This is a genomic window from Paenirhizobium naphthalenivorans (assembly GCF_007992095.1).
Taxonomy (GTDB): domain Bacteria; phylum Pseudomonadota; class Alphaproteobacteria; order Rhizobiales; family Rhizobiaceae; genus Allorhizobium; species Allorhizobium naphthalenivorans.
This window is the reverse complement of the sequence record NZ_BJZP01000005.1, coordinates 1-19,916: the sequence shown is the minus strand read 5'-3', so window position 1 is coordinate 19,916 and position 19,916 is coordinate 1. Positions and strand designations below refer to the sequence as shown.

Here is a 19,916-nt window from a genome sequence, read left to right as displayed (position 1 = left end):
TCATCGGAACAATCGATTATCACGCCTGTCCTCGCTCTGCTGCTGTCCGCCCAGGGCATCATTAAAGCCGTCATTGTTTTTTCACAACAAAATTGATCATGCAGTGTCCCGCGTCACAGAAGGCAACACGAGCGCCGCCTTCAGCCCGCCGATGGTCGCGCCTGACAGACCAAAAGCCCCCTGATATTCGCTGGAAATCTCCTTGACGATCGACAATCCGAGCCCGGTGCCCGGCTTGCTCTCGTCCAGCCGCTTGCCGCGCTTCAATGCCTCGCCGATCTCCTCGGGCGCAAGCCCGGGACCGTCATCCTCGACAGTCACCTCGATCCAGCCGCGCCGCGCGCCCTCGCCCGCCGGTTCCAGCTCGTGGATTGCCGTTCCGGCGACGATTGCAACGCGCGCCTTGGCGAACCGTGCGGCATTCTCCAGCAGGTTGCCCACCGTCTCCTCTACGTCCTGCTGTTCCATGGCAAAGGCCAGGCCCGGTGCGACGTCGAGGGTGAAATCGATCTGCGGATTGAGCCGTCGCATCACCCGAACCAGCCGCTCCAGCACAGGCTCCGCCTCGCAGCGCGCTAGCACGGAATCGCGCTGGGCGGCGATACGCGCGCGGTTGAGATAGCTCGTCACCTGGGCCTGCATGGCTTCCGCCTGACTGCTCACCACGTCGGCTTGCGCCTTGTCGAGGTTGCGCGCCTCGTTGAGCAGCACGGCGATCGGCGTCTTCAGCGAATGGGCGAGATTGCCGACCTGCATGCGGGCCCGCTCGACGATGCGGCGATTGCTTTCGATCAACGCATTGATCTCGTTGGCAAGCGGCTGGATCTCGCGCGGATAGTCACCCTCGATCCGCTCGGCTTCGCCGCCGCGGATCTTTTCCAGCGCGCGGCGCGCACGGTCGAGCGGTTTGAGGCCGATCAGAATGGCAAGACCGTTGACGACGAGCCCGCCGAAGCCGAACAGCGCGAGCCCGACATAGAGACGCGTCGAGAAGAAACCGATCTCCTCTTCCACCACGTCGAGATTGCCGGACACGCGAAAGCGCGCCGCCCGGTCGCCGCCATCGAGCACGACCTCGGTCTCCGCGACCAGGATCTTGTTCCCGACCGCATCGACCATCGGATAGAACCGCTCGTAATGCTCATCGAAGGGAAACTGTTCGAGACTCGGCACCGCAAGTTCGGCCATGCCGAGCGAGGTGGAGGCAAGCGGGGCTGCGGCGAAATTGCCGAGCGGCTCGACCAGCCAGTACCAGCCGGTTTCCGGCTGGGAAAAGCGAAGGTCGCCGAGCTCCGGACTGCCCTGAAGACTGTCGCCGTCGCCGATCGAAACGGAGTTGATGACGTTGTAGAGCTGGGCGCGCAGAAGATTGTTGAAGCCGCGCTCCACACCCTGGCGGTAGAAGGCGGAGATCACCAGCGCGATGGTGATAAGCGAGACCGCCGACCACAGCGTGGCCATGAGCAGCACGCGGACGGTCAGCGACCGGGAGACGGGGATCATTTCGCCTCTTGCGGGGCTTGAATACGGTAGCCGAGGCCGCGCACGGTCTCGATCATGTCGGTGCCGATCTTCTTGCGCAACCGTCCGACGAAAACCTCGATCGTATTGCTGTCGCGGTCAAAGTCCTGGTCGTAGAGGTGCTCGACCAGCTCGGTCCGCGACACGACCTCGCCCATGTGGTGCATGAGATAGGAGAGGAGACGGTATTCGTGCGATGTGAGTTTCATCGCCTTTCCATCGACGCTCGCCTTCGAACTCTTGGTGTCGAGGCGAACCGGGCCGCAGACGATCTCGGACGAAGCGTGCCCCGCGGCGCGGCGGATCAACGCCCGGATGCGGGCCAGCACTTCCTCGAGATGAAACGGCTTGGCGACATAGTCGTCGGCGCCGGCGTCGATGCCGGCGACCTTGTCGCTCCAGCGGTCGCGCGCCGTCAGCAGCAGAACCGGCATGATGCGCCCGGCGGCCCGCCATTTCTCCAGAACGGTGATGCCGTCCATTTCCGGCAGGCCGATGTCGAGGATCACGGCGTCGTAGGGCTCCGTGTCACCAAGGAAATGCCCCTCCTCACCGTCGAAGGCCTTGTCGACGACATAACCGGCCTCCTGTAGAGCCTCGACCAGCTGCCGGTTCAGGTTGACATCGTCCTCGACGACCAGAATGCGCATCTATCCCGCCCCTCTTCTTGCGTCACGCGCCACGGCTGCGGCGGAGATTACTTGGAAACCCGCATAGTCACCTTGCGCGGACGTTCGTTGCCGTTGCCCGGAATCAGGACCGTGATGACGCATTCATTGCCGGATTGACGCACCGAGAGCAACTGCCCTCCGACATCCTCGACAACACGATAGGCGGCACTGCGGCAATCGACACCACCGTCGCTCTGCACAAGCACGAGCGGAGCGTTCACGGCATCGACGCCCACGCCGTCCAGGACAGGCGAGGCCGCCATTCCGACCGCGAGGCCTGCGATGATCATGATGGATGACATTGCTTTTTCTTCCGCACCACTGCTTACTATTACTCTCTATCTACCGCATGCCTTCTGAATGGCAAATGAATGCCCGGATCAATTGCGGCCGCCGCCTAGATCGATCGGCCCACGCGCCATGACGCGTCCGTAGATCGCCAGAACGCCCCCGAACGCACCGGCGAAGCTCGCCAAAGCATCGGCGAGGTTGGCTTGTTCGGCAAGCCCCATTTCGACACCTGCATGTCGCAAAAGCGGCGCCGCCATCGCAATCAGCGCCCCCCACACGGTTTTCGACTGATACCATTGCTTCATGTCGAGCATGGCTCGCTCCTTTCAAGGGTTGATGTGAATTGATTGGTGGTTGTTGATTGATCTGGCCGCATGGTCCGGCGAAACGCCGCCGCGCCAGCTCGGCCCGCCCCTTTTCGCCTCCCAAAGGCCAATATTGCCGGCAGACGGCTGACGGATGGGCGCCGGAGAGGATTCGGGTCCGCGACGGCCGTACTTCACGTCACCGCGATTTCAGCCTCGGCCGCGATCCCTTCCGCGACCCGCCCGAGCTGGCGAACCCGCAGCCGGATACGCGTCTGCATCCCGCCGAAATCCACCATTTCATAAGCCTGCGCATAGACGAATCGCGCTTCCGCGACCTCGCTCACCCGCCGCACCTCGGTTTCATCGAGGATTTCCACCCGATAGGCCTCGTATGCCTCATCGAGCGGCACCTCGGCCGGTAGCCAGCTGTCGGCATCGACACGGGATCTGCGGATCCAGCCGAAGACGATATCGCCCGCCGCATCACGCCGCGCCGAAAGATGCACCGGCTGGAGTGGTATCTCGGCCCGCAAGCCGCCGGCAAAGACGCCAAGTTCCGCCGGGGATGCCGACATGCCGAGCCGCTCGGCGATATAGGCGAGCGAAAGCCCCGCCTCCCCGGCACTCAGGCCGAGCGGCCTCACCGCCTCGTCGAGCAGTACGGCCATGGCGCCCGCTTGCGCCCCGGCGAGCATCGCATCCTCGGTCCCGCCAAGGCCCCGCAGCAGGGGCGCTAGCCGCCAGCGGCCGGACGAGATCTCCTCCGCCTCGGCAAAGCCGATCACCTCCCAGGCGCCGTTTGCCGCACGTACCGCCAGCCTGTTTGCGCCGTCCAGCGCCGCAAGCCGGCTTACCGAGGAAAAGCTGCCGAAAGAAAGCTCCACCTCCAGCCCTTGTGACCGGTCAAATCGGCCCGAGACGCCATTCCCAAGGGCCAGTGCCAGACGCCCCAGAGTCGCCGGTCGCTCCAGCGCCACGCGCGGGCGAAAGCCCTCGTTCTCGGCGGACGATGAGATCAGCATGCGCCGCCACGGCCGGGTCAGCCCGGCCGCGCTGGCGAAATCCGTTGCCCCACCGGGCGCATAACGCGGCAGATCCATCAGCTGGATGACCGGATCGAAGCCGATCGCCGCCGGTCTCGCCGGCGTGCGTCCCGTTCCCTCGCTGACCGGCGTTGTCGACACCGCCCCCGCCACCTCGCGCAGGCTCAGCCGCCGCGCCAACCCGTCGTCGATCTCGCCGACCAGAAACCGGCCTTCCGGCCCATCTGTGAGCCGCAGCACGTCGCCCGGCTGAATCGAGATCTCCCCCGGCCCGAGCGAGAATTCCAGTCGGCGCCGGCCGATGCGATGGTCGCGCAGCATGCCTTCGGCGAGCGCCAGCGCCGTTTCGCCTGCCAGGACCGCCATCAAATCGCGCGCCAATTGCCGCTGTGTCGCCGCCTCGACCCGGCGTGATCTGGCGCTCGCCTCTTCGTAATCGCCGGCCGGATCGTAATAGGTCAACGAGGCCTCGGCGGCGAAATCGCTGTCATGGCCGCGCGTTTCGCGCCACAGCGGTTCGTCCTTCAGGTCGGCGAGAACCGGAACGTCCAGCGCTGGCAGGCTCGCCGCCCCGCGCGAACGAAAGCGAAGCTTTGCGCCATCCTCGATGATGTCGATCAGGAAGCTCTCCGCCAGCGGCTCGATCAGACTACGCGCCGAGGCAAGATCGCCCTGCACATAGCCGGTCAGATCGCCGCTCACCTGCGAGACATCGAAGTCGATAAAGCCGTGATCGGACAGCAGGGCCGCCAGCACATCCGCCAGTGTACCAGTGCCCAGTCGCCCGTTCAGCCAATGGCCGGTGCGCCAGTTCGTGCCGTCGGCCCAGAGATCTACATCCTGCGGAAAGGCCGGCTGCGGTCGTGCGTCCCAGGTCCACAGGAAGACATGCGCCGGATCGACCATGCCGTCCTGCCAATGTCCGAGGTGCGTTTCGAGGAAGCGTCGCTGCTGGCTGTCGGAGCGTGCTCCGCTGGAGAAATAGGGCAGCGCGTTTTCCGCCGATTTGGGATCGCCAAAGACATTCGGCTGGTTCGCCCCCTTGTCGATCGCCGCGCAGCCGAGTTCGGTGAACCAGACCGGCTTCATCCCCGGTGTCCAGGCACTCGGCACCGCCTTCTCCACGCCGCCTGCCCGGTCGAAGTGCGGATTGCCCCACCAACCTTCCATGTCCTTGAAACGAAACACCCAGGGCTTGCCCGCCAGCCCATCGGTGATCGGCGAGCGAATACGCGCCGCCCGATGCGTCTCGCTTGCGTAATACCAGTCATATCCCTCGCCGGCCGTGATCTGGCGCGCCATGGCTTGACCGTCGTCGGCGAGGCGAAACCCGTCAGGATTGGCTCCCTCGAGATCGGCGTCGCGCCAGTCGGACAGCGGCATGTAATTGTCGATACCGACCGCATTGATCGCCGGATGCGCCCAGAGCGGGTCCAGATGGAAGAAGACATCGCCCGAGCCATCCGCCGGATGGTGCCCGAAGTATTCGCTCCAGTCGGCCCCATAGGTGATCTTCGTTGTGGAACCGAGGATGGCACGCACGTCGGTCGCAAGATCGGCCAGCGCCGTGACGAAGGGAAAGCCGTCGCCTTCATCGCGCAGCGTCGTCAGCCCGCGCAGTTCCGAACCGATCAGGAAGCCGTCGACCCCGCCCGCCGCCTGCGCCAGCAGCGCATAGTGCAGCACCATGCGGCGATAGCCCGTCTCTGCTCCGCCGAAGCTGACCGTCGTTCCCGACACCGTAAACTCGCTCGCCTCCGCCGAACCGCAGAAGGCCGCGATCATCGCCGGGATCGCCGCAGTGCGATCCGGCGAGCCCGGCCGTCCCGGCGCCGGGTGACAGGTGATCCGCCCGCGCCACGGATAGGCCGCCTGTTCGGCCCCGCCGTAAGGATCGGCAAGTCCGTTGCCCTGAGGAATATCCATCATCACGAAAGGATAGAGCGTCACTTTGAGGCCGCGCGCCTTGAGATCGGCGATCGCCTCGACCACGCTTCGATCGTCCGGTGTGCCGCCATAGGCCGGACCGCCATCGTGGCAGCTGACCAGATAGGCCGCATCGCGCGTCACGCCCGAGACCCGCCAACTGCGGCTCTCACGCGTCCGGCTTTCCACCTCGACGCCCGGCACCACCCGGCACTCGCCGGCCCGCAGGTCCGTGCCGAACCACGAGACCACCAGCGCGACGTTTTCCAGATTGGGGCAAAGCGCCTGCAATTCGTCGATCGACGCCTGCCAGTCGGTGTGCGCCACAAGTGTGTTGCGGTTGATGATGCGCGAGGCCCCGTCGCCCGTCCTTTCCTTGACCTGCACGGTCGCATAGCCATGCTCGGTCGAGCCGGGAATGACGGTCACGGCCCGAACCATGTTCTCCAGCGCGCCGACCGGCCGGATCACCTCGAACTGCAACAGCGGAATGCGATTACCGAAATCGTCGAGCGGCAGGTGCTCGAACACCACATAGGAAAGGCCGCGATAGGCCGGCGCCCTGCCCGTCCCCTGTTTCGCCTCGATCAGCGGATCGGGCAATTGGTCCTCGCTTCCAGGATAGAAGCGCATCTCGATCTCGGTCAGGTCGATCTCCTGACCATCGGCCCAGACCCGGCGCACCGCCGCCACCTTCCCCTCGCAAAGCCCGATCGCCAGATTGGCGAAGTAACGATAGGTCTTGACCCTTGTGCCCGTCGCCTTGGCGCCTGCCCGTTCGGTCGTCACCTCCTCCTCGAAGCGAGTCGCCCAGATCAGCGTGCCGCCAAGCCTTGCCGTGCCATAGAGGCGCGGGATCGCCGTGCCTTCCGCCGCCCCCGGCAGACGCGCCGCCGAAAGATGCGATCCGGTGACAGTTGTCCCGCCGATCAGCGCGCGGTCGACCATATTGCCGGCCAGCGCCCCCGCCGCCCGACCGATCACCGCGCCAAGCGGCCCGAAGACAGAGCCAAGCGCTGCACCCGCCGCCTGGAAGAGGATTGTCGCCATGGGCTCGCCTCCGGCACCCGCATGGATGCTCGCCTGGATTGGGAAGAAGTGAGGTTGTTCAACAACAGACGCGGAATACGCTGCGTCGGCGCAAGCGGGTTCGCCGCATATCCGTTCGACGGTCGCCTGCGGTCAAATCTCCGGGAACCGGTAGATTCCGGCAATCCGTCTGCTCCAGGCCGGCACTAGGGCCGAACGGATCACCGCCGCTTGTTCATAGGCATGGATGAAGGCGTCCGGCGCGGCGAGAATGCCGGCATGCTTGGCGGCGAACTGCTGGCGGAAGCGGAAGATCACAAGATCGCCCGGCAGCGCCTCCCCGAGATGCTGCACCGCCGCACAATGCCGGCCCGCCGCCTCCAGCAAACGCTCTTTGCCGGAGCGCTCGGCCCAGTCCGGCGCATAGGGCGCCACAGGCTCCGGCTCCACGCCATAGATCTCGCGCCAGATCCCACGCACCAGCCCCAGGCAATCGCAACCGACTCCCCTGGTCGAGGCCTGATGGCGGTAGGGCGTACCGATCCAGGTCTCGGCGATCGCGACAACCCGTGCTGCGATAACGGACATGGTGCTTCCTTGGGGGAGTTTGGACTAGCGGAAAATCGTGACGGCGCACCGACGCCATCACGTCACTCGAACAAAGGTGCCCCGTCATGCGTGCTCTCGCCCTTCACGTAGGAATAGGCGAAATCGCTGCCCGGCATATGCGGAAAGCCGCGAAAATTGACGGCATTGGCAAAGCGCTCGCGGCAGGTCGAAAAGCCCTTGTCGCAACCGACCGTCACCGTCACCCCGTCGCCCACAGCAGGCGGACTTTCCAGTGGCAGCCAGAGCGTCAGCCGCGTAGCCCCGGAAACCGCCGCATTGCCGTCGATCTCCACCGTCAGCCCTTGATTGGCGCCAGTGTCGAACCGCAGCGTACCGAGCCGGAAATGCCCGTCCTCGAAACCGTCAAGCCCGGAAACCAGAATCCGATCCCGGCCTTCGAGAGCGGCCACCGTCCCCGTCGCCCGCCGTCCGGAAGCCGATAGATCCACCCGACAGCGACCGTCACCGAGGCTCGCGTCGCAGCGCCGGCCAAAAACCCGGCCCTGCTCCTGCGACAATCGATGGGCAAAACTGCGCAGCTCGGCGTTAAAGGCCCCGCCGGCGCGCGACACTTCGCCGATCTCCTGCACCTTGAGCAGCAGATGCTGGCCCTCAGGGTCCTGCCAGTTGACGGAAAAGACCTCGACCCGCGCTCCGTCATAGCGACCGGCGGCGAGATCCTCCTCCCGGATCGCCTCGCTGGAAAATCCACCGGTGACTTCGGCGCCCGGCGCCGCCATGCCGTTGGCCTCGCGGGCCTCGGTCCCGGCAAAACCGCTCGCGGCGAGAAAATCCGTGCCGGCGAAGGCAAGGTTGCGATCGTGCTCGGTGAAGCCCATCATCTGCCCGTCCCGCCGCGTCACCCGCCAGGCGCGGCACAGCGTGGTGGCGTCGCCGGACAGATGTGCGGCGAGCGCACTGGCGATCTCTCTCATGGCAGTATCTCCGTCAGCGGAATGGCGGGAATGCGCCCGGCCTTGAAAGCCTCGACATTGACGTCGATGCGGTCAGTGTCGAAACGCACCGGCACGTCAAAGGCAAAGCCGGCCTGCACCAGCGCCCCGACAGAGGGAATATATTCCCCTCCAAAGGTGATGATCCCCGTCGTCGCATCGCAGGTAAACCCCGTCTCCGGCAGTTCCACGCCGTCCACGGCCAGCCGCACCGTCCCGGCCACCGGCTTGACGATCTCCCGCCGCCATTCGCCGCCCGCATCGCCATAGGTTTTCACCAGCGTAAAACGCGCGGTCTCGCCATCGCCCATGCCGATCGTCTGATCGAAGGGTGTCACCGCCTCGCCCGGTTCGCCGGATGTGCCGTCCAGCGGGTCGCGAAAGCGAAAGCCGTGGAGCTGCCCACCGCGCGCCTCGAAGAAGGCCACCACGGCATAGAGATCGGCAAGCGAACGCAGACCGGAGCCTGCGTCATAGACCCGGCGCGAGTTGCGCCATCGGGCATTGCGCGCCTCACGCCCGTTGGTCAGATCGACGATGTCGGTGCGCCGCGTCGGCCCGCCGCTCGTCGACAGCGACAGGCGCAGCGGAAAGCGCACCTCGTGAAAACCACTGCTCATGGCTTGCTCCTCGTCTGGACGGCACCGGGATGGCCGGCGACCTGCCTAGAGATGCCGCCGCCCGCGCCCGACGCTACGCGCCAGCATGGCGGTGATCTGCCCCTCGCTACGGGCAAAGCTTGCCGCGTCGCTGGCCGTCACATGGAAATTGATCTGGGTCGTGCCAGAACCGCTGCTTGCCACGCCGAGCGATCCGTCCGAGCTGCGCTTCAAGGGAACGATGGCCTCGGCGCCCGCCTCGCCCATCAGGCCAAGGTCCGCCCTCCAGCGGAAAATAGGTCGGCGCCGACACCACGCCCCCAGCGGCAAAGGGTGTCACCCGCCCCGGTATGCCGCCTGCGGCAAACGGCATGATCGCGCCAAATCCTGTCGTGAGCCCGGAAATCAAGCCGGTCATGGCATTGCCCAGCAGCCTCTCAAGCGGCTTCAGGCCGGCCGACAGCGCAAGATCGGCAAGCCGCGTGCCGACCGATTTCAGCGTATCCTCCAGCCCCTTGCCCCCGGCGGTCGCCCCCTTCAGCGCCGAGGTCAGCGCCGCGCCAAAACTCCGCGACCGCGCCTCCAGATCGTCCAGCACCTTGAGCGCCTCTGCCGCATCGAGGTCGAGCGAAAGCGCAAGTGTGTCCTCACCCGTCATGGAAACTACCTCCCTGAACGTGAAAGCGTCATCTCGGACGCCGGAAGCCGTGGCGTCGGCCCTCGCCGCCGCCTGATCCTCATATGGGCGCGGGATCACGGAGCGGTTGAAAGCCTCGCGCCCTCACTTGATCCATCGGGATAGGCTGACATCAACCTCTCGAGCCCCTCGCGCTTCAACCTCTCCCCACGCCTGGCAAGACCGCCCGCCATCGCGGTGAATTCGGCAAGGCTCAGCCCCCAGAACACCGTTGGATCAAGCCGCAGACGGCAAAGCCCGGCATCGAGCACCGCCTCCCAGGGGAAGGCGCGCACCCCGCCGCCTTTGCCGCCTGCGGCCCTCAGGGGTCCGGAGAGCCTTCCCCCTTCTGTTGTCCGTCACCCGGTGCGAAGGTCACGACCAGCAGGTCGCGGACCACGGCCGCCGCCCCGGCCAATCCGCCCTCCACCGCCATGTCGGCCAGATCCTCGTCGCTTAACCGGTTGCCGCCGCCCCTCAAGCCGGCGCCAAGAATGCGTGTGAGATCAACCGCCTTCAGCCGGCCGGAGGCGAAGCGCGCGCCGAGATCGGCAAGGCTGTCGACCCCGAAGGACGTCTCCAGTTCGGCCAGCGCCCCAAGCGTCAGGCACAGGATCCGCCGATGTCCGTCGATCATCGCCTCCACCTCGCCGCGCCGGCGGTTGGCTCGTCCGACGCCGACAAGGCTCTCGCCCGCGCTCCGCATCACAGGACACCGAAGGCGAGCGCGCCGGCCGATTCCAGCGCCAGTTCGAAGGTGAGTTCGCCGTCATGGGATCCGGCATATTCAAGCGCCGTCACCTGAAACGGCCCGCTCACCGTACCGAAATCCGGAATCACCACCTGCCACGACAGGACCTCGCCGGCGAAGAAGACGCCGCGGACCAGCGCATCGGAGGCTTGATCCTTGAACAGGCCCGCGCCCGACAGGGAGGCGCGCTGCACGCCCGCCCCGCCCAGAAGCTCGCGCCAGCGCCCGGCGCTTTCCGCATCGGTCACGTCGACGGTCTGCGCATTGAAGGCGAGCCGCTTGGTCCGCAGTCCCGCCACGGTCGCATAATCCGCACCGTCATGGACCTTCAACAGCAGGTCCTTGCCCCTCTGTGCCGTCATCTGGAAATCCTCTCGATCCGTGAAAAATCCTATCTGTCAGGGTGCGGCTGACGATGGCCCATGCCCCGCACGCCCCCCTGCCCGCCCCTCACGGGTCCGCCGTCGGCAAGCCCCACGCGCTGCGACAGCGCGTCCTGGGCTCAAGGCAATTGCCGGGCGTCGCCCTGTCACTCCACCGTCAACTCCACCACCGCGCGAAACGCCATCTCGGCGGCGAAGAATCCGGTCTTGACCTCACGCCGGCTCACCGTCCGGCGATGGCGCAGCGACACCAGCACGGCCCCTGCAAGCATCGGCGGCGCATCGCCCAGCACGACACGCGCCTTGGCGGCGATCGCCTCGGCCTCGCGCCGGCTGGTCGCCGACCAGGCCTCCAGCGTCATCAGGATCTCGACACCGGCCTCGCTCGCCGTCGAATAGTCGCGCGTCTCCACCGTGCCCAGCACCAGGGCCGGCAGATCGAGCCGGTCGGCCCGCCGGTCGCGCAGACCGCTTGCGCCGACCAGCGCGACGAGCCCGGCATCGGCGGAAAGCCTTGCCTGGACCGCCGCCAGAAATTCGTTCACCGGACTGGTCATCGCGCCTGTCCTCCTCTTCCATGAAGGCCGTTCGCCCCGCGCAGGTCTTGACCCGCCGCATCGTTCGGCCATTGCGCCTCTGTCTGCGTCAGAGCCTCATGCGTCCCGGCATCCGGTATCCCGTCCGTTGCGGTCTCCATCGCCCGGATCTGCGCCACCTGCCGCGCCAGGCTTCCGGCCAGCGCCCGCCGCAGGGCGATCCCGAGATCCGCCCCCGTGTGTGCCAGCGACATACGGATCGCGGCCCTCATTGCGCCTCCTCCCGACAGCGGCAGAGTAGAAAACGCCCGGTTTCGTCGGGATCGCGCGCGCTTTCGATGACGAAACGCCGTGTGCCCTTGCCCAGCCGCATGCCGGCCGCGATGTCCGCACGAGAATGCAGCCAGACTTGATGGGTGATCGTCACGCGCCCCGCGCCGGCCATGTCCTCGACGCTGGCGGAAAGCGGCTCGATCCTTGCCCAGAGGCTCGTCACGACCTCATGGCCGATGGTGGCGCCACCCTGCCCGTCAGCGGTCTCGACCGGTTTTTCCAACACCAGCCGGGCGCTGAACTGTCCGGGATCGAAGTCTATGAGGCCCATGGTCAAAGCCCCCGTCGGCAAAAAGGCGCGATCAGCCGCTCGTAGCCGGGCGGGATCGCCGCCGGCTGGCTGTCGAGCGCGATCGCCCCGCGCACGGCAAACATCACCGCCACATGCAGCAGCATCGCCCGTTTCAGCGTGTCGGGCACATCCGCGCCGCTTGCGCCATAGCCTGCGGTGAAATCGATCTCGATGCCGTTCAGTTCCCGCCCTAGCGCCGGCGGATCGCGCAGCCACAGCCGCGCCGGTCGGGCCTCCCCGTCCAGCAGATGATCGGTGAGCGAAACAGCGGCCGGATCACCCTCGCCATCATAGACGATGACGCCCGTCACCTCGCGCACCGGCCCACGTACGATCTGGATCACGCCGTCCCTTGGCCAGTCGTCGAGGCAGAGCCGAAACCCTTGCGTGATCAGCGCCAGCCCCGTCTCGCGTTCGATATGTTCGCGCGCAACCGTGACAAGCGCGGCGATCAGCGCGTCTTCGTCTGCGCCATCGACGCGCAGATGCGCCTTGGCCTCGACAAGCGTCAGCGGCTCCGCCGCGGGCGGAATGGTCTGGATATAGGTCATGGAAACGGGTCCTCGGCTTTCGGGCGGAATGCGCCGCGCGTCATCTCATCCCCAAACGGGGGAGAATGGGATTTCGGCGACTGGGGCCAGTCGCCGGGTGCTGGACACTGCGGAAAAGCGCCGGCCTTTGGCGAGCGGCCCTTTTCCGAAACATCTGCAGATCAACCGGCCGCGAACTTCACCAGCTTGATCGCCTCGAAGTTCTGCACGCCGCCACCGACGCGCTTGGTGGTGTAGAACAGTACATAGGGCTTGGCCGAATAGGGATCGCGCAGCACGCGCACCCCAACCCGGTCGACCACCAGATAGCCCGAGCGGAAGTCACCGAAGGCGATCGCCGTGGCATTGGCGGCAATCGCCGGCATGTCCTCAGCCTCGGCGACCGGAAAGCCGATCAGCGATGCGTTCTCGCCCGGCCTTGCTGGCGGCTGCCAGAGATAATTGCCATCGGCATCCTTGAACTTGCGGATCTCGCCTTGCGTCTTGCGGCTCATGACGAAGCTGGCGTTCTGCCGGTGCCCGGCCTTCAGCGCATAGACCAGATCGACCAGCACGTCGGACGGGCCGGAGGCGGCGAAAGCCCCGGCCACCCCGGTCGCCAGAGTGCCGATCTTGCCCCACTCCCAGGCGTCGTCGGCCACCTGATCATAGGCGAGGAAACCCTTCGGCTTGTTGACCCCGTCGCCCGAGACGAAAGCGGTGCCCTCCTGTTCGGCGAAGGCGATGTCCACTTCGCCGGCGATCCACGCCTCGATGTCGACGGCCGCGTCGTCCAGCAGCGCCTGGCTGGCCGCCGGCATGGCATAGAGTTCCATGGTCGGGAACGACAGTTCGGCAAGCTGCGCCGTCGCCGTCTGCGGTCGCGCCGCCGTCTCGGCCACCCAGCCGGCGGTCATGCCGGCCGGCGACAACGGCTTCTTCAGCACCGAGCCCGAAACCTGCCGCACGGTCGCCAGCGCGCGGATCGGCGAGACGACCGACAGTCTGCGGCCGATCTCCGTGTCGGTCTCGGGCGGCACCAGATAGCCGCCGTCGGCCGGCGTTCCCGCGCTCAACGCCTTGGCCTCCAACTCGCGCAGGCCCGCCTCGTCGCCGCGACGGATATAAGCCTCGAACGCCGCCTTGTGCTCGGCCGTCTCCGGTCCGTCCGCATCGCCGCCGCGCGATAGCGGCGGACGCATCTTCTTCAGCACCAGCTCGTCGAGCACCCGGCCCTGCTCGTCCATTGCCTTGTTGATCCGCTCCATCTTGTCGCGCGTCACCACGTCGGCGGTCAGCTTCTGCTCGATCTCGGAAAGCCGCTGATCGTTGACGTCCTTGAACGCCTCGAAAGCGGTCATGAAATCCTCGAAAGCCACCGTCACGCTGTCCGGCGCCGCCTTGACTTCGGGGGCCACGCGTTCTGCCACGGCGCACGGCTTGATCTGCTGCTTCATCGCTTCGCTCATCTGTCATCCTTTCCTGAAGACATCCATGGCCAACGACCGGGCCGCCTTGCGCATGGCGCGGGCGAGCTCGGTATCCCTGTCGCGGAAAAACCGCGCGTGCTTGACGTTCGAGACCCGTGCGGCCGGCAGCATCGGAAAAGTCACCACCGAGATCTCCCAGAGGTCGGCCTCGAGAATGCGGCGCACGCCGCTCTTCCTTTCGCGCCTCGAGCGCACGGTACGAAAGCCGATCGACAGTCCGTCGAGCGCGCCCGACTTCATCAGCGCATGCACCTCGCGGGCGCGGGCCACCCCCGGCGACAGTTGTCCCTCGACATAGAGCCCCCGGGCGTCCTCGCGGATCACCCGCCACGCGCCGATCGGCTCGGCCGGATCATGCTGGAAGAGCATGCGCACACCCTTGGCGCCGCGCATGGCCAGCGACCGCTCGAACGCCCCCGGCTCGATCGCGTCGCGCCCGAGATCGACCTCGCCGAACAGGCTGGCATAACCCGAAAACGAGCCGTCGCCCTCGACGCCCTTCAGGGTCAGGTTGACGAATTTTTCAGTCAGCGAAACGGGCCCGCGTCGAGCGTGCATGGCAGTCTCCTCGTGATCTTGGATGGTTCTTCGAGCGGCATCGCCGCTCCCTCTTCTCTCCCCGCCGGGGAGAAGGTGACGCCGTGCCCGCAGTGCCCTTACCCGCCCGGCCGCTGGCCGTAGCGGGCGAAGAGGCGGACCAGCAGACCGAGCCCCCACCAGGCCGAAAGGCTCGCCGCCGTCGCCCCGGCCAGCATGATCTCCTGGGGCGACAGATCGGCCGCCACGTCGAGCTTGGCCGCGATCCACAGCCCCGCCGGCCCGCCAAAGATCATGCCGCAGGCGACCCCGGTCAGGAACCGCACCGCCGCCTCGCGCCGACCTTTCGGCAACAGGTAGACGAGCGAGATTGCCGAGCCGGCGATCGCCCCGATCACCCGCGCGCTCCACACGCCCCCGTCATGGCTGAAGTCAGTCATTTGTTAATCTCCCGCCGCTAAAATGCGCGAAGACTGAAAGGCTCCCGATGGACGTCGGCCCCACCTCCCGCCGCCCCACACCGGCCTGCGGGAGGCCCAGAAAGCCCCCCGGACAGCTTCGCGTGGCGCTTTAAGTGCAGGGCATTTTCCGAGTCGATTGAATCCCTTGGCCGAGATGTCTGAGACTTTGAGTCCGCGACATCAGGTGCCACTTCAACCGGTTCATCTTCCGATTCAGGTTGAAGTGCGCCCTTCCGGTTGCCCCTCCCCTTCTGCCCTTGTCGCAGGACCAAGCCGCAAGCTCTCAATAGCCCACGGCCTGCCGCTTCTCCTCCTCGGTGAGAAAGTCCGCGGCCCCCAGCCTTGCCCAGAGCGCGTCGCGCTCGGCCGCCAGCCCCGCCACCTGGTCGAGGTCCGGCACCAGCCGCAACGGCTCGCCGAACAGCGTGGAGAGGAGGCCGGAGAAGCTCGCTGCCGTCCGGGAGACGAGCGGCAGAACGGTCAGCCGATAGAAGGCCCGGTTGGCCTCCTGGTAGTTGGCGTAGGTATTGTCGCCGGGAATGCCGAGCAGCATGGGCGGCACACCGAAGGCGAGCGCGATGTCGCGGGCCGCGCCATTGCGCGCCTCGACGAAGTCCATGTCCTTGGGCGACAGGCCCATCGATTTCCAGTCGAGCCCGCCCTCGAGCAGCAGCGGCCGCCCGGCCCGCATCGGTCCGGAATAGCCCTCGTCCAGCTCGCTCTTCAGCCGCTCGTACTGGTCGGCGGAAAGGTTGCCGCCCTCCTTCGGCTGATAGACCAGCGCGCCCGAGGGCCGGGCCGAATTGTCGAGCAGCGCCTTGTTCCAGCGCGCTGCGGCATTGTGCAGATCGAGCGCCACTTGAGCCGCCGCCAGCGGCGGAAAACCAATGTGGTCGTCGAGTGGATGGAAAAGCTTCAGATGCAGCAGTCCTTCGCCACCCTCGGCCGGAATCCGCCGCCTCACCGTGCCGGTGCGATAGTCATAGGCCTGCGGCCAGCCGTCGGCGCCGGCCACCACCGAGACGCGGTCGGGCCGCAGCAGATGCAGTTCGGCCGGCCGGATGCCGATCGCCAGCGCCTCGACATAGCTGTTGCCGGACAGCAGCAGGTGGCCGTAGAGCGCCTCGAAGAAATCCGCCCCGCCCATGTGGGCATTCGGCCGTCCGACCAGCGCCAGCGCCGCATGGCCTTCGACCTCCTGTCCGTCGCGATAGGCAAGCCATGGGATGGCCGCGGCCGCCTCCGCCACCAGCCGCACCGTGCGGTGGGCCACCGGGTTCTTCATGAAGCCCTCGCGCGACAGCGTCGGATAGGACCTGCCGGACCAGCGCGCCTCGCCCTCGCCTGCCACCAGCGAAAACCCCTGGGACCCGCTCGCCTTGGTTTCGGACATGGCGCTTCTTTCCGCCGGGAGAGCCCACGGCAGACGGAACGGCAATTTCATCGGATCCATCCTGTTGCTGTTGATCGAGAAGACGGCAAACCGCGCCGGTGCCGCGTCGCCTAGCTCAGCGCCGCCAGAAAGGCCCGCCCGTAACCCGCCACCAGTGCGGCCCGGTCGCGACCGTTGACGATGCGCCGCGCGCCGGTCCAGTCGGGGCTTTCCCCGCCAAACGCATCAGCCAGCCTGACCCCGCTGAACAAACCGTCGCGCATGCCGACGATCAGAACCTTGACCGCCACGTCGAGCTTGAGCGCCCGGCCGGGGTCGCCGACAAGGTCGACCCCGATCGCTTCGGAGAGCTTTTGGTAATTGCGCTTGTGGGTGATCTGCACCAGCCCCCGGCCGAACCAGCTCTTGCCCTCGGCATCCACTCGCCAATAGGGTCGGCGCACCTGCGGCAGCAGCCCGGCGGCATAGGCCCGGTCGAGCCGGGCGATGGTCGTCCCGTCGGAGGCCGCGAAGGTCTCGCGCACCGGCTGCATCCGCCCGCCGGTCTCGTGAAACGCGGTCGCCAGGCAATAGGCCAGACGGCATGGATCGTCCACGTCGCCGAGCGCCCGCCAGCCGGCGACGAGCGCCTTCATGCCGGAGACCTGCGCCGCCGTCAGCCGACCGGAAAACAGGTCGCGGCGGACCGATTTGAAGAATCGCTGCTCGTCGAATGCCATCTCGCTCTCCCGTGTCGAAAGTGCTGTTTTCCGCCCGGCCGTGGCCCTCGACCTGACCCGGAGCCGTTCGTCCGGCCCGGCGGTTAACCACCGCCGAAAATTTCCTGGGTGTTTAAATCGTTTGAAGGAATTTCAATCGTTTAGAGGGGCAGGCGCCCATATTTACAAAGATTTAACACTGTGGAACTTTCCGCCGCATTGGAAGTTTCATCCCCCACACGAACGCCGTGAGGAGTAGAGAGATGCAAGTGAACAGCACGACCCAGACCAAGGCCCCGGCCGCGACCATTCCGGCCCATGTGCTTGAGCGCCTCGAAAACGAATGGCGCCAGATGCGTCTGGCCGGCCCGCAGCCGGTCGCTGCCACGGCCAAGTAAGCGGCTTTCGGCCCCTGTGATCGCGCCGGCGCCTTCGAGCGCCGGTTTCTTTTTGCCGCCGCGTGCGGCCTCCCGGCATGGCGACCTGATCCTCACACGCCTCTGATCCGCGGCTCACTCCCCTCCTTCAGCAGCAACACCGTCAGCGCCCAGACCAGCGCGTCCAGCCGGTCCGGCGAGCGCCCCGAAGACAGCCCGTCAGGGCCGAAGTCGCACATCTGGTCTTCCAGTTCGACGAAGCGGCCGGCATGCACCACCCGGCCCTGTTCGTAGAGGGCCGCAACCGGCTCGGCCCGCAGGAACTTGCCGCGCGTCGCCCGTACCATGGTCACCGGCAGGTTGGCCTCGACGCTTTTCAAGGTCGCCGCCACCATGTCGCCGCCCTGGTTGACTTCCGCCACCACCCGGTCCGCCTCGAAGCGACGATAGGCGGCGGCCACCGCGCGGGCCCAGTCGGCCGGACTTCGGCCCTCGACCGAGCAATCGGCCAGCACCGCCGCTCGCCCGTTGTCCATCAGCCCGGCCACGACGATGCCGCAAACCGAGGCGGCACCGCTTCCGGCCGGCGGATCGACCGCGACGACGATCCGGCCGAGCGGCTCGCTCAGCCGCACGGTCAGCGCCTCCAGCCGGTCGCGCCGCCACAGGGCGTCCTCGCGATCCTCGACCAGCTCGCCGCCGAGTTCCTGCCGTCCAAGCCGGGTCCCGCCATAACGACGCTCCAGCGCGGCGAGAAACCCCGGCGCCAGGTGATCCGCATTGTCGGCGGTCGAAAGCCGCGACATCCGCGTCTCCGGATCGCGGATCAGCCGCTTCAACAGCGGCACGGCGCGCGGGGTGGTGGTGATCAGCTGGCGCGGCCGCGCCCCCAGCCTCAGCCCGAACTGCAACATGTCGAAGGTCTCCTCGGCATGTTTCCATTTGGCCAGTTCGTCGCACCAGGCATAATGGAACTGCGGCCCGCGCAGGCTTTCCGGATCCTCCGAGGAGAAGATCTGCGCCATCGCCCCGTTCGGCCAGACGATCCGGCGCCGCGAAATCTCCACCTCCGGCCGCATCCGCCGGGCGATCCGGGCAATGCCGGAGGCCCCGTCGATCATCACCTCGCGGGCGTCGCCCAGCGTCTCGGCGATCAGCGCGATGCGCAGACCCGTGCGCGGCCCGGCGGCAAGCGCCAGTCCATGCACCCATTCGGCGCCGGCCCGCGTCTTGCCCGATCCACGCCCGCCCATGATCAGCCAGGTCGCCCAGTCTCCCTTGGGTGGCTGTTGCTCGGCTCGACCCGCGAGTTCCCAGTCCCGCCCGACCCGCCGGCAGCCCAGGATCCCGCGTGCCAAAAGCAGCGCGTCCAGATCGGCTTCGGCTGAAGAGCGGGCCCGTTCCTCCGCCTCCGTGTCCGTCCCATCCGGCGGCCCATTGTCGTCCGGCCCGGCCGGTCCGTGAGCCTCGCTCCGTTCGGCCCACGGCTGGCTTTGCCCGTCGCGCCCAGCCGGCGGGCCTTCGCCCTCTGCCGGCACTGGCGGACGTGGTTCGTCCAAAGAACGCGGCGTCGAACGCTCCTCGGCATCAGCGGCTTGCGCGCCGGACACTACCTCGCTGGAGCCGCTATCGCCAAGGGCGACGTTCGCCACGGGCCGGCCTGTCATGTCGCCGATCAGCCTCCAGACCGATCCCATCGCGTTGCTGCGTTCCCGGCCAATCCGCTCCATTCCACCCCGCATACCGTCGAGGATTCCGGTCGCCTGTCTGGCACCACTCTCGGCGGTCGCCTTCTCAACCGCTTCCCATGCCCGGCGGTGCTGGCGGTTCAGGCTCGCCGCCGATGCAGTCCATGGCGCCGCCATCGGCGCCTCCCACCGCGCCACCGGCGACAAGCCCTTCGCCATCGGCCCGCCAGGCTTCGAACCGGGCTTTGGCCCGTGATTCCGCCTGTGCTTCGATGATCCGCAGGAGTTCGGCCTTGATCGCTTCATCGTCCTCGCCTTCGCCGCTCGAAAGGGCTGCGTCCTCGCGGTCTCGCGCCAGCTGGCGTTGCAGGCTGTCGATCTTTTCCAGCGTCCGCACGATCAGCGCGATCGCGTCGGTCGCCGCCTTGGCATCGGCCCGCGCCGCCTTCGCCGCCGCCTCGTCCACGCCACTTGCGCCAGCCTCGTCCAACGTATCGCTATCGCCCTCGGCGGTTCCGGACAGGATCGCCACGGCCGCCGCGCGCAACTGGCGAAACAGCTCGAACTGCTCGCGCATCTCCTGGGTCAGGTCGTCGAGCAGAGCCGCCAGCCGATCGACCGGCGACAGCGGCTGCGCCGACTTCATCTCCAGCACGGCAGCGCCCGCCGCCCGCGCGCATTCGGCCAAAGGCCACGCCTTTCCGCCGCGCCCGAGGCCAAGCAGCCCCAGGTCGCTATCAACCCTGTCGTCCATGATGATGTCTCCGTGTCGAGGCGCCGGCAGCCGAAGATGGCCGAGACCAGACGCCCAACAAAAAAGC

Annotated in this window: 23 protein-coding genes and 1 pseudogene; 1 reads left to right on the top strand and 23 read right to left on the bottom strand. The window is 66.9% G+C overall.

Features of this window, described 5'->3' with window-relative positions:
- Positions 1-96: 96 nt before the first annotated feature.
- The 21 genes and pseudogenes from RNA01_RS06620 to RNA01_RS06520 all read right to left on the bottom strand — a co-directional run bounded on the left by RNA01_RS06620 (position 97) and on the right by RNA01_RS06520 (position 17,051).
- A complete protein-coding gene (locus tag RNA01_RS06620) occupies positions 97-1,503 on the bottom strand; it encodes an ATP-binding protein (protein WP_147179183.1) in 1,407 nt (468 codons plus the stop codon).
- Positions 1,500-2,171, bottom strand: coding sequence for a winged helix-turn-helix domain-containing protein (locus RNA01_RS06615; protein WP_147179182.1), 672 nt, complete (start codon positions 2,169-2,171; stop codon positions 1,500-1,502). The genes RNA01_RS06620 and RNA01_RS06615 overlap by 4 nt, the downstream gene beginning before the upstream one ends.
- A gap of 47 nt (positions 2,172-2,218) precedes the next feature.
- Positions 2,219-2,494, bottom strand: coding sequence for a hypothetical protein (locus RNA01_RS06610; RefSeq protein WP_147179181.1), 276 nt, complete (start codon positions 2,492-2,494; stop codon positions 2,219-2,221).
- Between the two features lie 78 nt (positions 2,495-2,572).
- Positions 2,573-2,797 carry a hypothetical protein gene (locus tag RNA01_RS06605; RefSeq protein WP_147179180.1) on the bottom strand — a complete coding sequence of 75 codons (225 nt, stop codon included), beginning with the start codon at positions 2,795-2,797 and terminating at the stop codon, positions 2,573-2,575.
- A 185-nt stretch (positions 2,798-2,982) separates the two neighbouring features.
- On the bottom strand, positions 2,983-6,810 hold the full coding sequence (locus tag RNA01_RS06600) for a baseplate multidomain protein megatron (RefSeq protein ID WP_147179179.1): 3,828 nt from the start codon (positions 6,808-6,810) through the stop codon (positions 2,983-2,985).
- Positions 6,811-6,942: 132 nt separating this feature from the next.
- Positions 6,943-7,377 carry an NlpC/P60 family protein gene (locus tag RNA01_RS06595; protein ID WP_147179178.1) on the bottom strand — a complete coding sequence of 145 codons (435 nt, stop codon included), beginning with the start codon at positions 7,375-7,377 and terminating at the stop codon, positions 6,943-6,945.
- 62 nt (positions 7,378-7,439) lie between these two features.
- Positions 7,440-8,333, bottom strand: a complete 894-nt coding sequence (locus RNA01_RS06590) for a phage/gene transfer agent baseplate hub protein (RefSeq protein WP_147179177.1) — start codon at positions 8,331-8,333, stop codon at positions 7,440-7,442.
- A complete protein-coding gene (locus tag RNA01_RS06585) occupies positions 8,330-8,971 on the bottom strand; it encodes a DUF2460 domain-containing protein (RefSeq protein ID WP_147179176.1) in 642 nt (213 codons plus the stop codon). Before RNA01_RS06585 ends, RNA01_RS06590 begins: the two co-directional genes overlap by 4 nt.
- 45 nt (positions 8,972-9,016) lie before the next feature.
- Positions 9,017-9,608, bottom strand: a pseudogene (locus RNA01_RS06580) (phage tail tape measure protein).
- A 95-nt stretch (positions 9,609-9,703) separates the two neighbouring features.
- A complete protein-coding gene (locus RNA01_RS06575; RefSeq protein WP_147179175.1) occupies positions 9,704-9,922 on the bottom strand; it encodes a phage tail assembly chaperone in 219 nt (72 codons plus the stop codon).
- Between the two features lie 26 nt (positions 9,923-9,948).
- Positions 9,949-10,332 (bottom strand): gene transfer agent family protein, encoded by a 384-nt coding sequence (locus tag RNA01_RS06570; RefSeq protein ID WP_147179174.1) that lies wholly within the window; start codon positions 10,330-10,332, stop codon positions 9,949-9,951.
- Positions 10,332-10,739, bottom strand: coding sequence for a phage major tail protein, TP901-1 family (locus tag RNA01_RS06565; RefSeq protein ID WP_147179173.1), 408 nt, complete (start codon positions 10,737-10,739; stop codon positions 10,332-10,334). Before RNA01_RS06565 ends, RNA01_RS06570 begins: the two co-directional genes overlap by 1 nt.
- A gap of 167 nt (positions 10,740-10,906) precedes the next feature.
- Entirely contained in the window at positions 10,907-11,317 is a 411-nt protein-coding gene (locus RNA01_RS06560; protein WP_147179172.1) for a DUF3168 domain-containing protein, read from the bottom strand.
- Entirely contained in the window at positions 11,314-11,568 is a 255-nt protein-coding gene (locus RNA01_RS06555) for a hypothetical protein (RefSeq protein WP_147179171.1), read from the bottom strand. Before RNA01_RS06555 ends, RNA01_RS06560 begins: the two co-directional genes overlap by 4 nt.
- On the bottom strand, positions 11,565-11,900 hold the full coding sequence (locus RNA01_RS06550) for a phage head closure protein (protein WP_147179170.1): 336 nt from the start codon (positions 11,898-11,900) through the stop codon (positions 11,565-11,567). Before RNA01_RS06550 ends, RNA01_RS06555 begins: the two co-directional genes overlap by 4 nt.
- Before the next feature lie 2 nt (positions 11,901-11,902).
- On the bottom strand, positions 11,903-12,472 hold the full coding sequence (locus tag RNA01_RS06545; protein WP_147179169.1) for a head-tail connector protein: 570 nt from the start codon (positions 12,470-12,472) through the stop codon (positions 11,903-11,905).
- Positions 12,473-12,633: 161 nt separating this feature from the next.
- Positions 12,634-13,920 carry a phage major capsid protein gene (locus tag RNA01_RS06540; protein ID WP_235916470.1) on the bottom strand — a complete coding sequence of 429 codons (1,287 nt, stop codon included), beginning with the start codon at positions 13,918-13,920 and terminating at the stop codon, positions 12,634-12,636.
- Positions 13,921-13,923: 3 nt separating this feature from the next.
- Positions 13,924-14,499: an HK97 family phage prohead protease gene (locus tag RNA01_RS06535; RefSeq protein ID WP_147179168.1), complete on the bottom strand. Its 576-nt coding sequence runs from the start codon at positions 14,497-14,499 to the stop codon at positions 13,924-13,926.
- Positions 14,500-14,597: 98 nt separating this feature from the next.
- The gene (locus RNA01_RS06530) at positions 14,598-14,918 is read right to left on the bottom strand and encodes a DUF6107 family protein (protein ID WP_147179167.1); all 321 of its coding nucleotides are present in this window, start codon (positions 14,916-14,918) and stop codon (positions 14,598-14,600) included.
- A gap of 304 nt (positions 14,919-15,222) precedes the next feature.
- Entirely contained in the window at positions 15,223-16,383 is a 1,161-nt protein-coding gene (locus RNA01_RS06525) for a phage portal protein (protein WP_147179166.1), read from the bottom strand.
- 59 nt (positions 16,384-16,442) lie between these two features.
- Positions 16,443-17,051: a glycoside hydrolase family 19 protein gene (locus RNA01_RS06520; protein ID WP_147179165.1), complete on the bottom strand. Its 609-nt coding sequence runs from the start codon at positions 17,049-17,051 to the stop codon at positions 16,443-16,445.
- A gap of 242 nt (positions 17,052-17,293) precedes the next feature.
- On the opposite strand from RNA01_RS06520, the gene RNA01_RS24325 reads away from it, so the two are divergent.
- Positions 17,294-17,428, top strand: coding sequence for a hypothetical protein (locus tag RNA01_RS24325; protein ID WP_268906687.1), 135 nt, complete (start codon positions 17,294-17,296; stop codon positions 17,426-17,428).
- Between the two features lie 92 nt (positions 17,429-17,520).
- On the opposite strand, the gene RNA01_RS06515 is transcribed toward RNA01_RS24325, so the two are convergent.
- Positions 17,521-18,771, bottom strand: a complete 1,251-nt coding sequence (locus tag RNA01_RS06515; RefSeq protein ID WP_371864056.1) for a DNA-packaging protein — start codon at positions 18,769-18,771, stop codon at positions 17,521-17,523.
- Between the two features lie 430 nt (positions 18,772-19,201).
- The gene (locus RNA01_RS06510) at positions 19,202-19,849 is read right to left on the bottom strand and encodes a hypothetical protein (protein ID WP_147179164.1); all 648 of its coding nucleotides are present in this window, start codon (positions 19,847-19,849) and stop codon (positions 19,202-19,204) included.
- Positions 19,850-19,916: the final 67 nt, after the last annotated feature.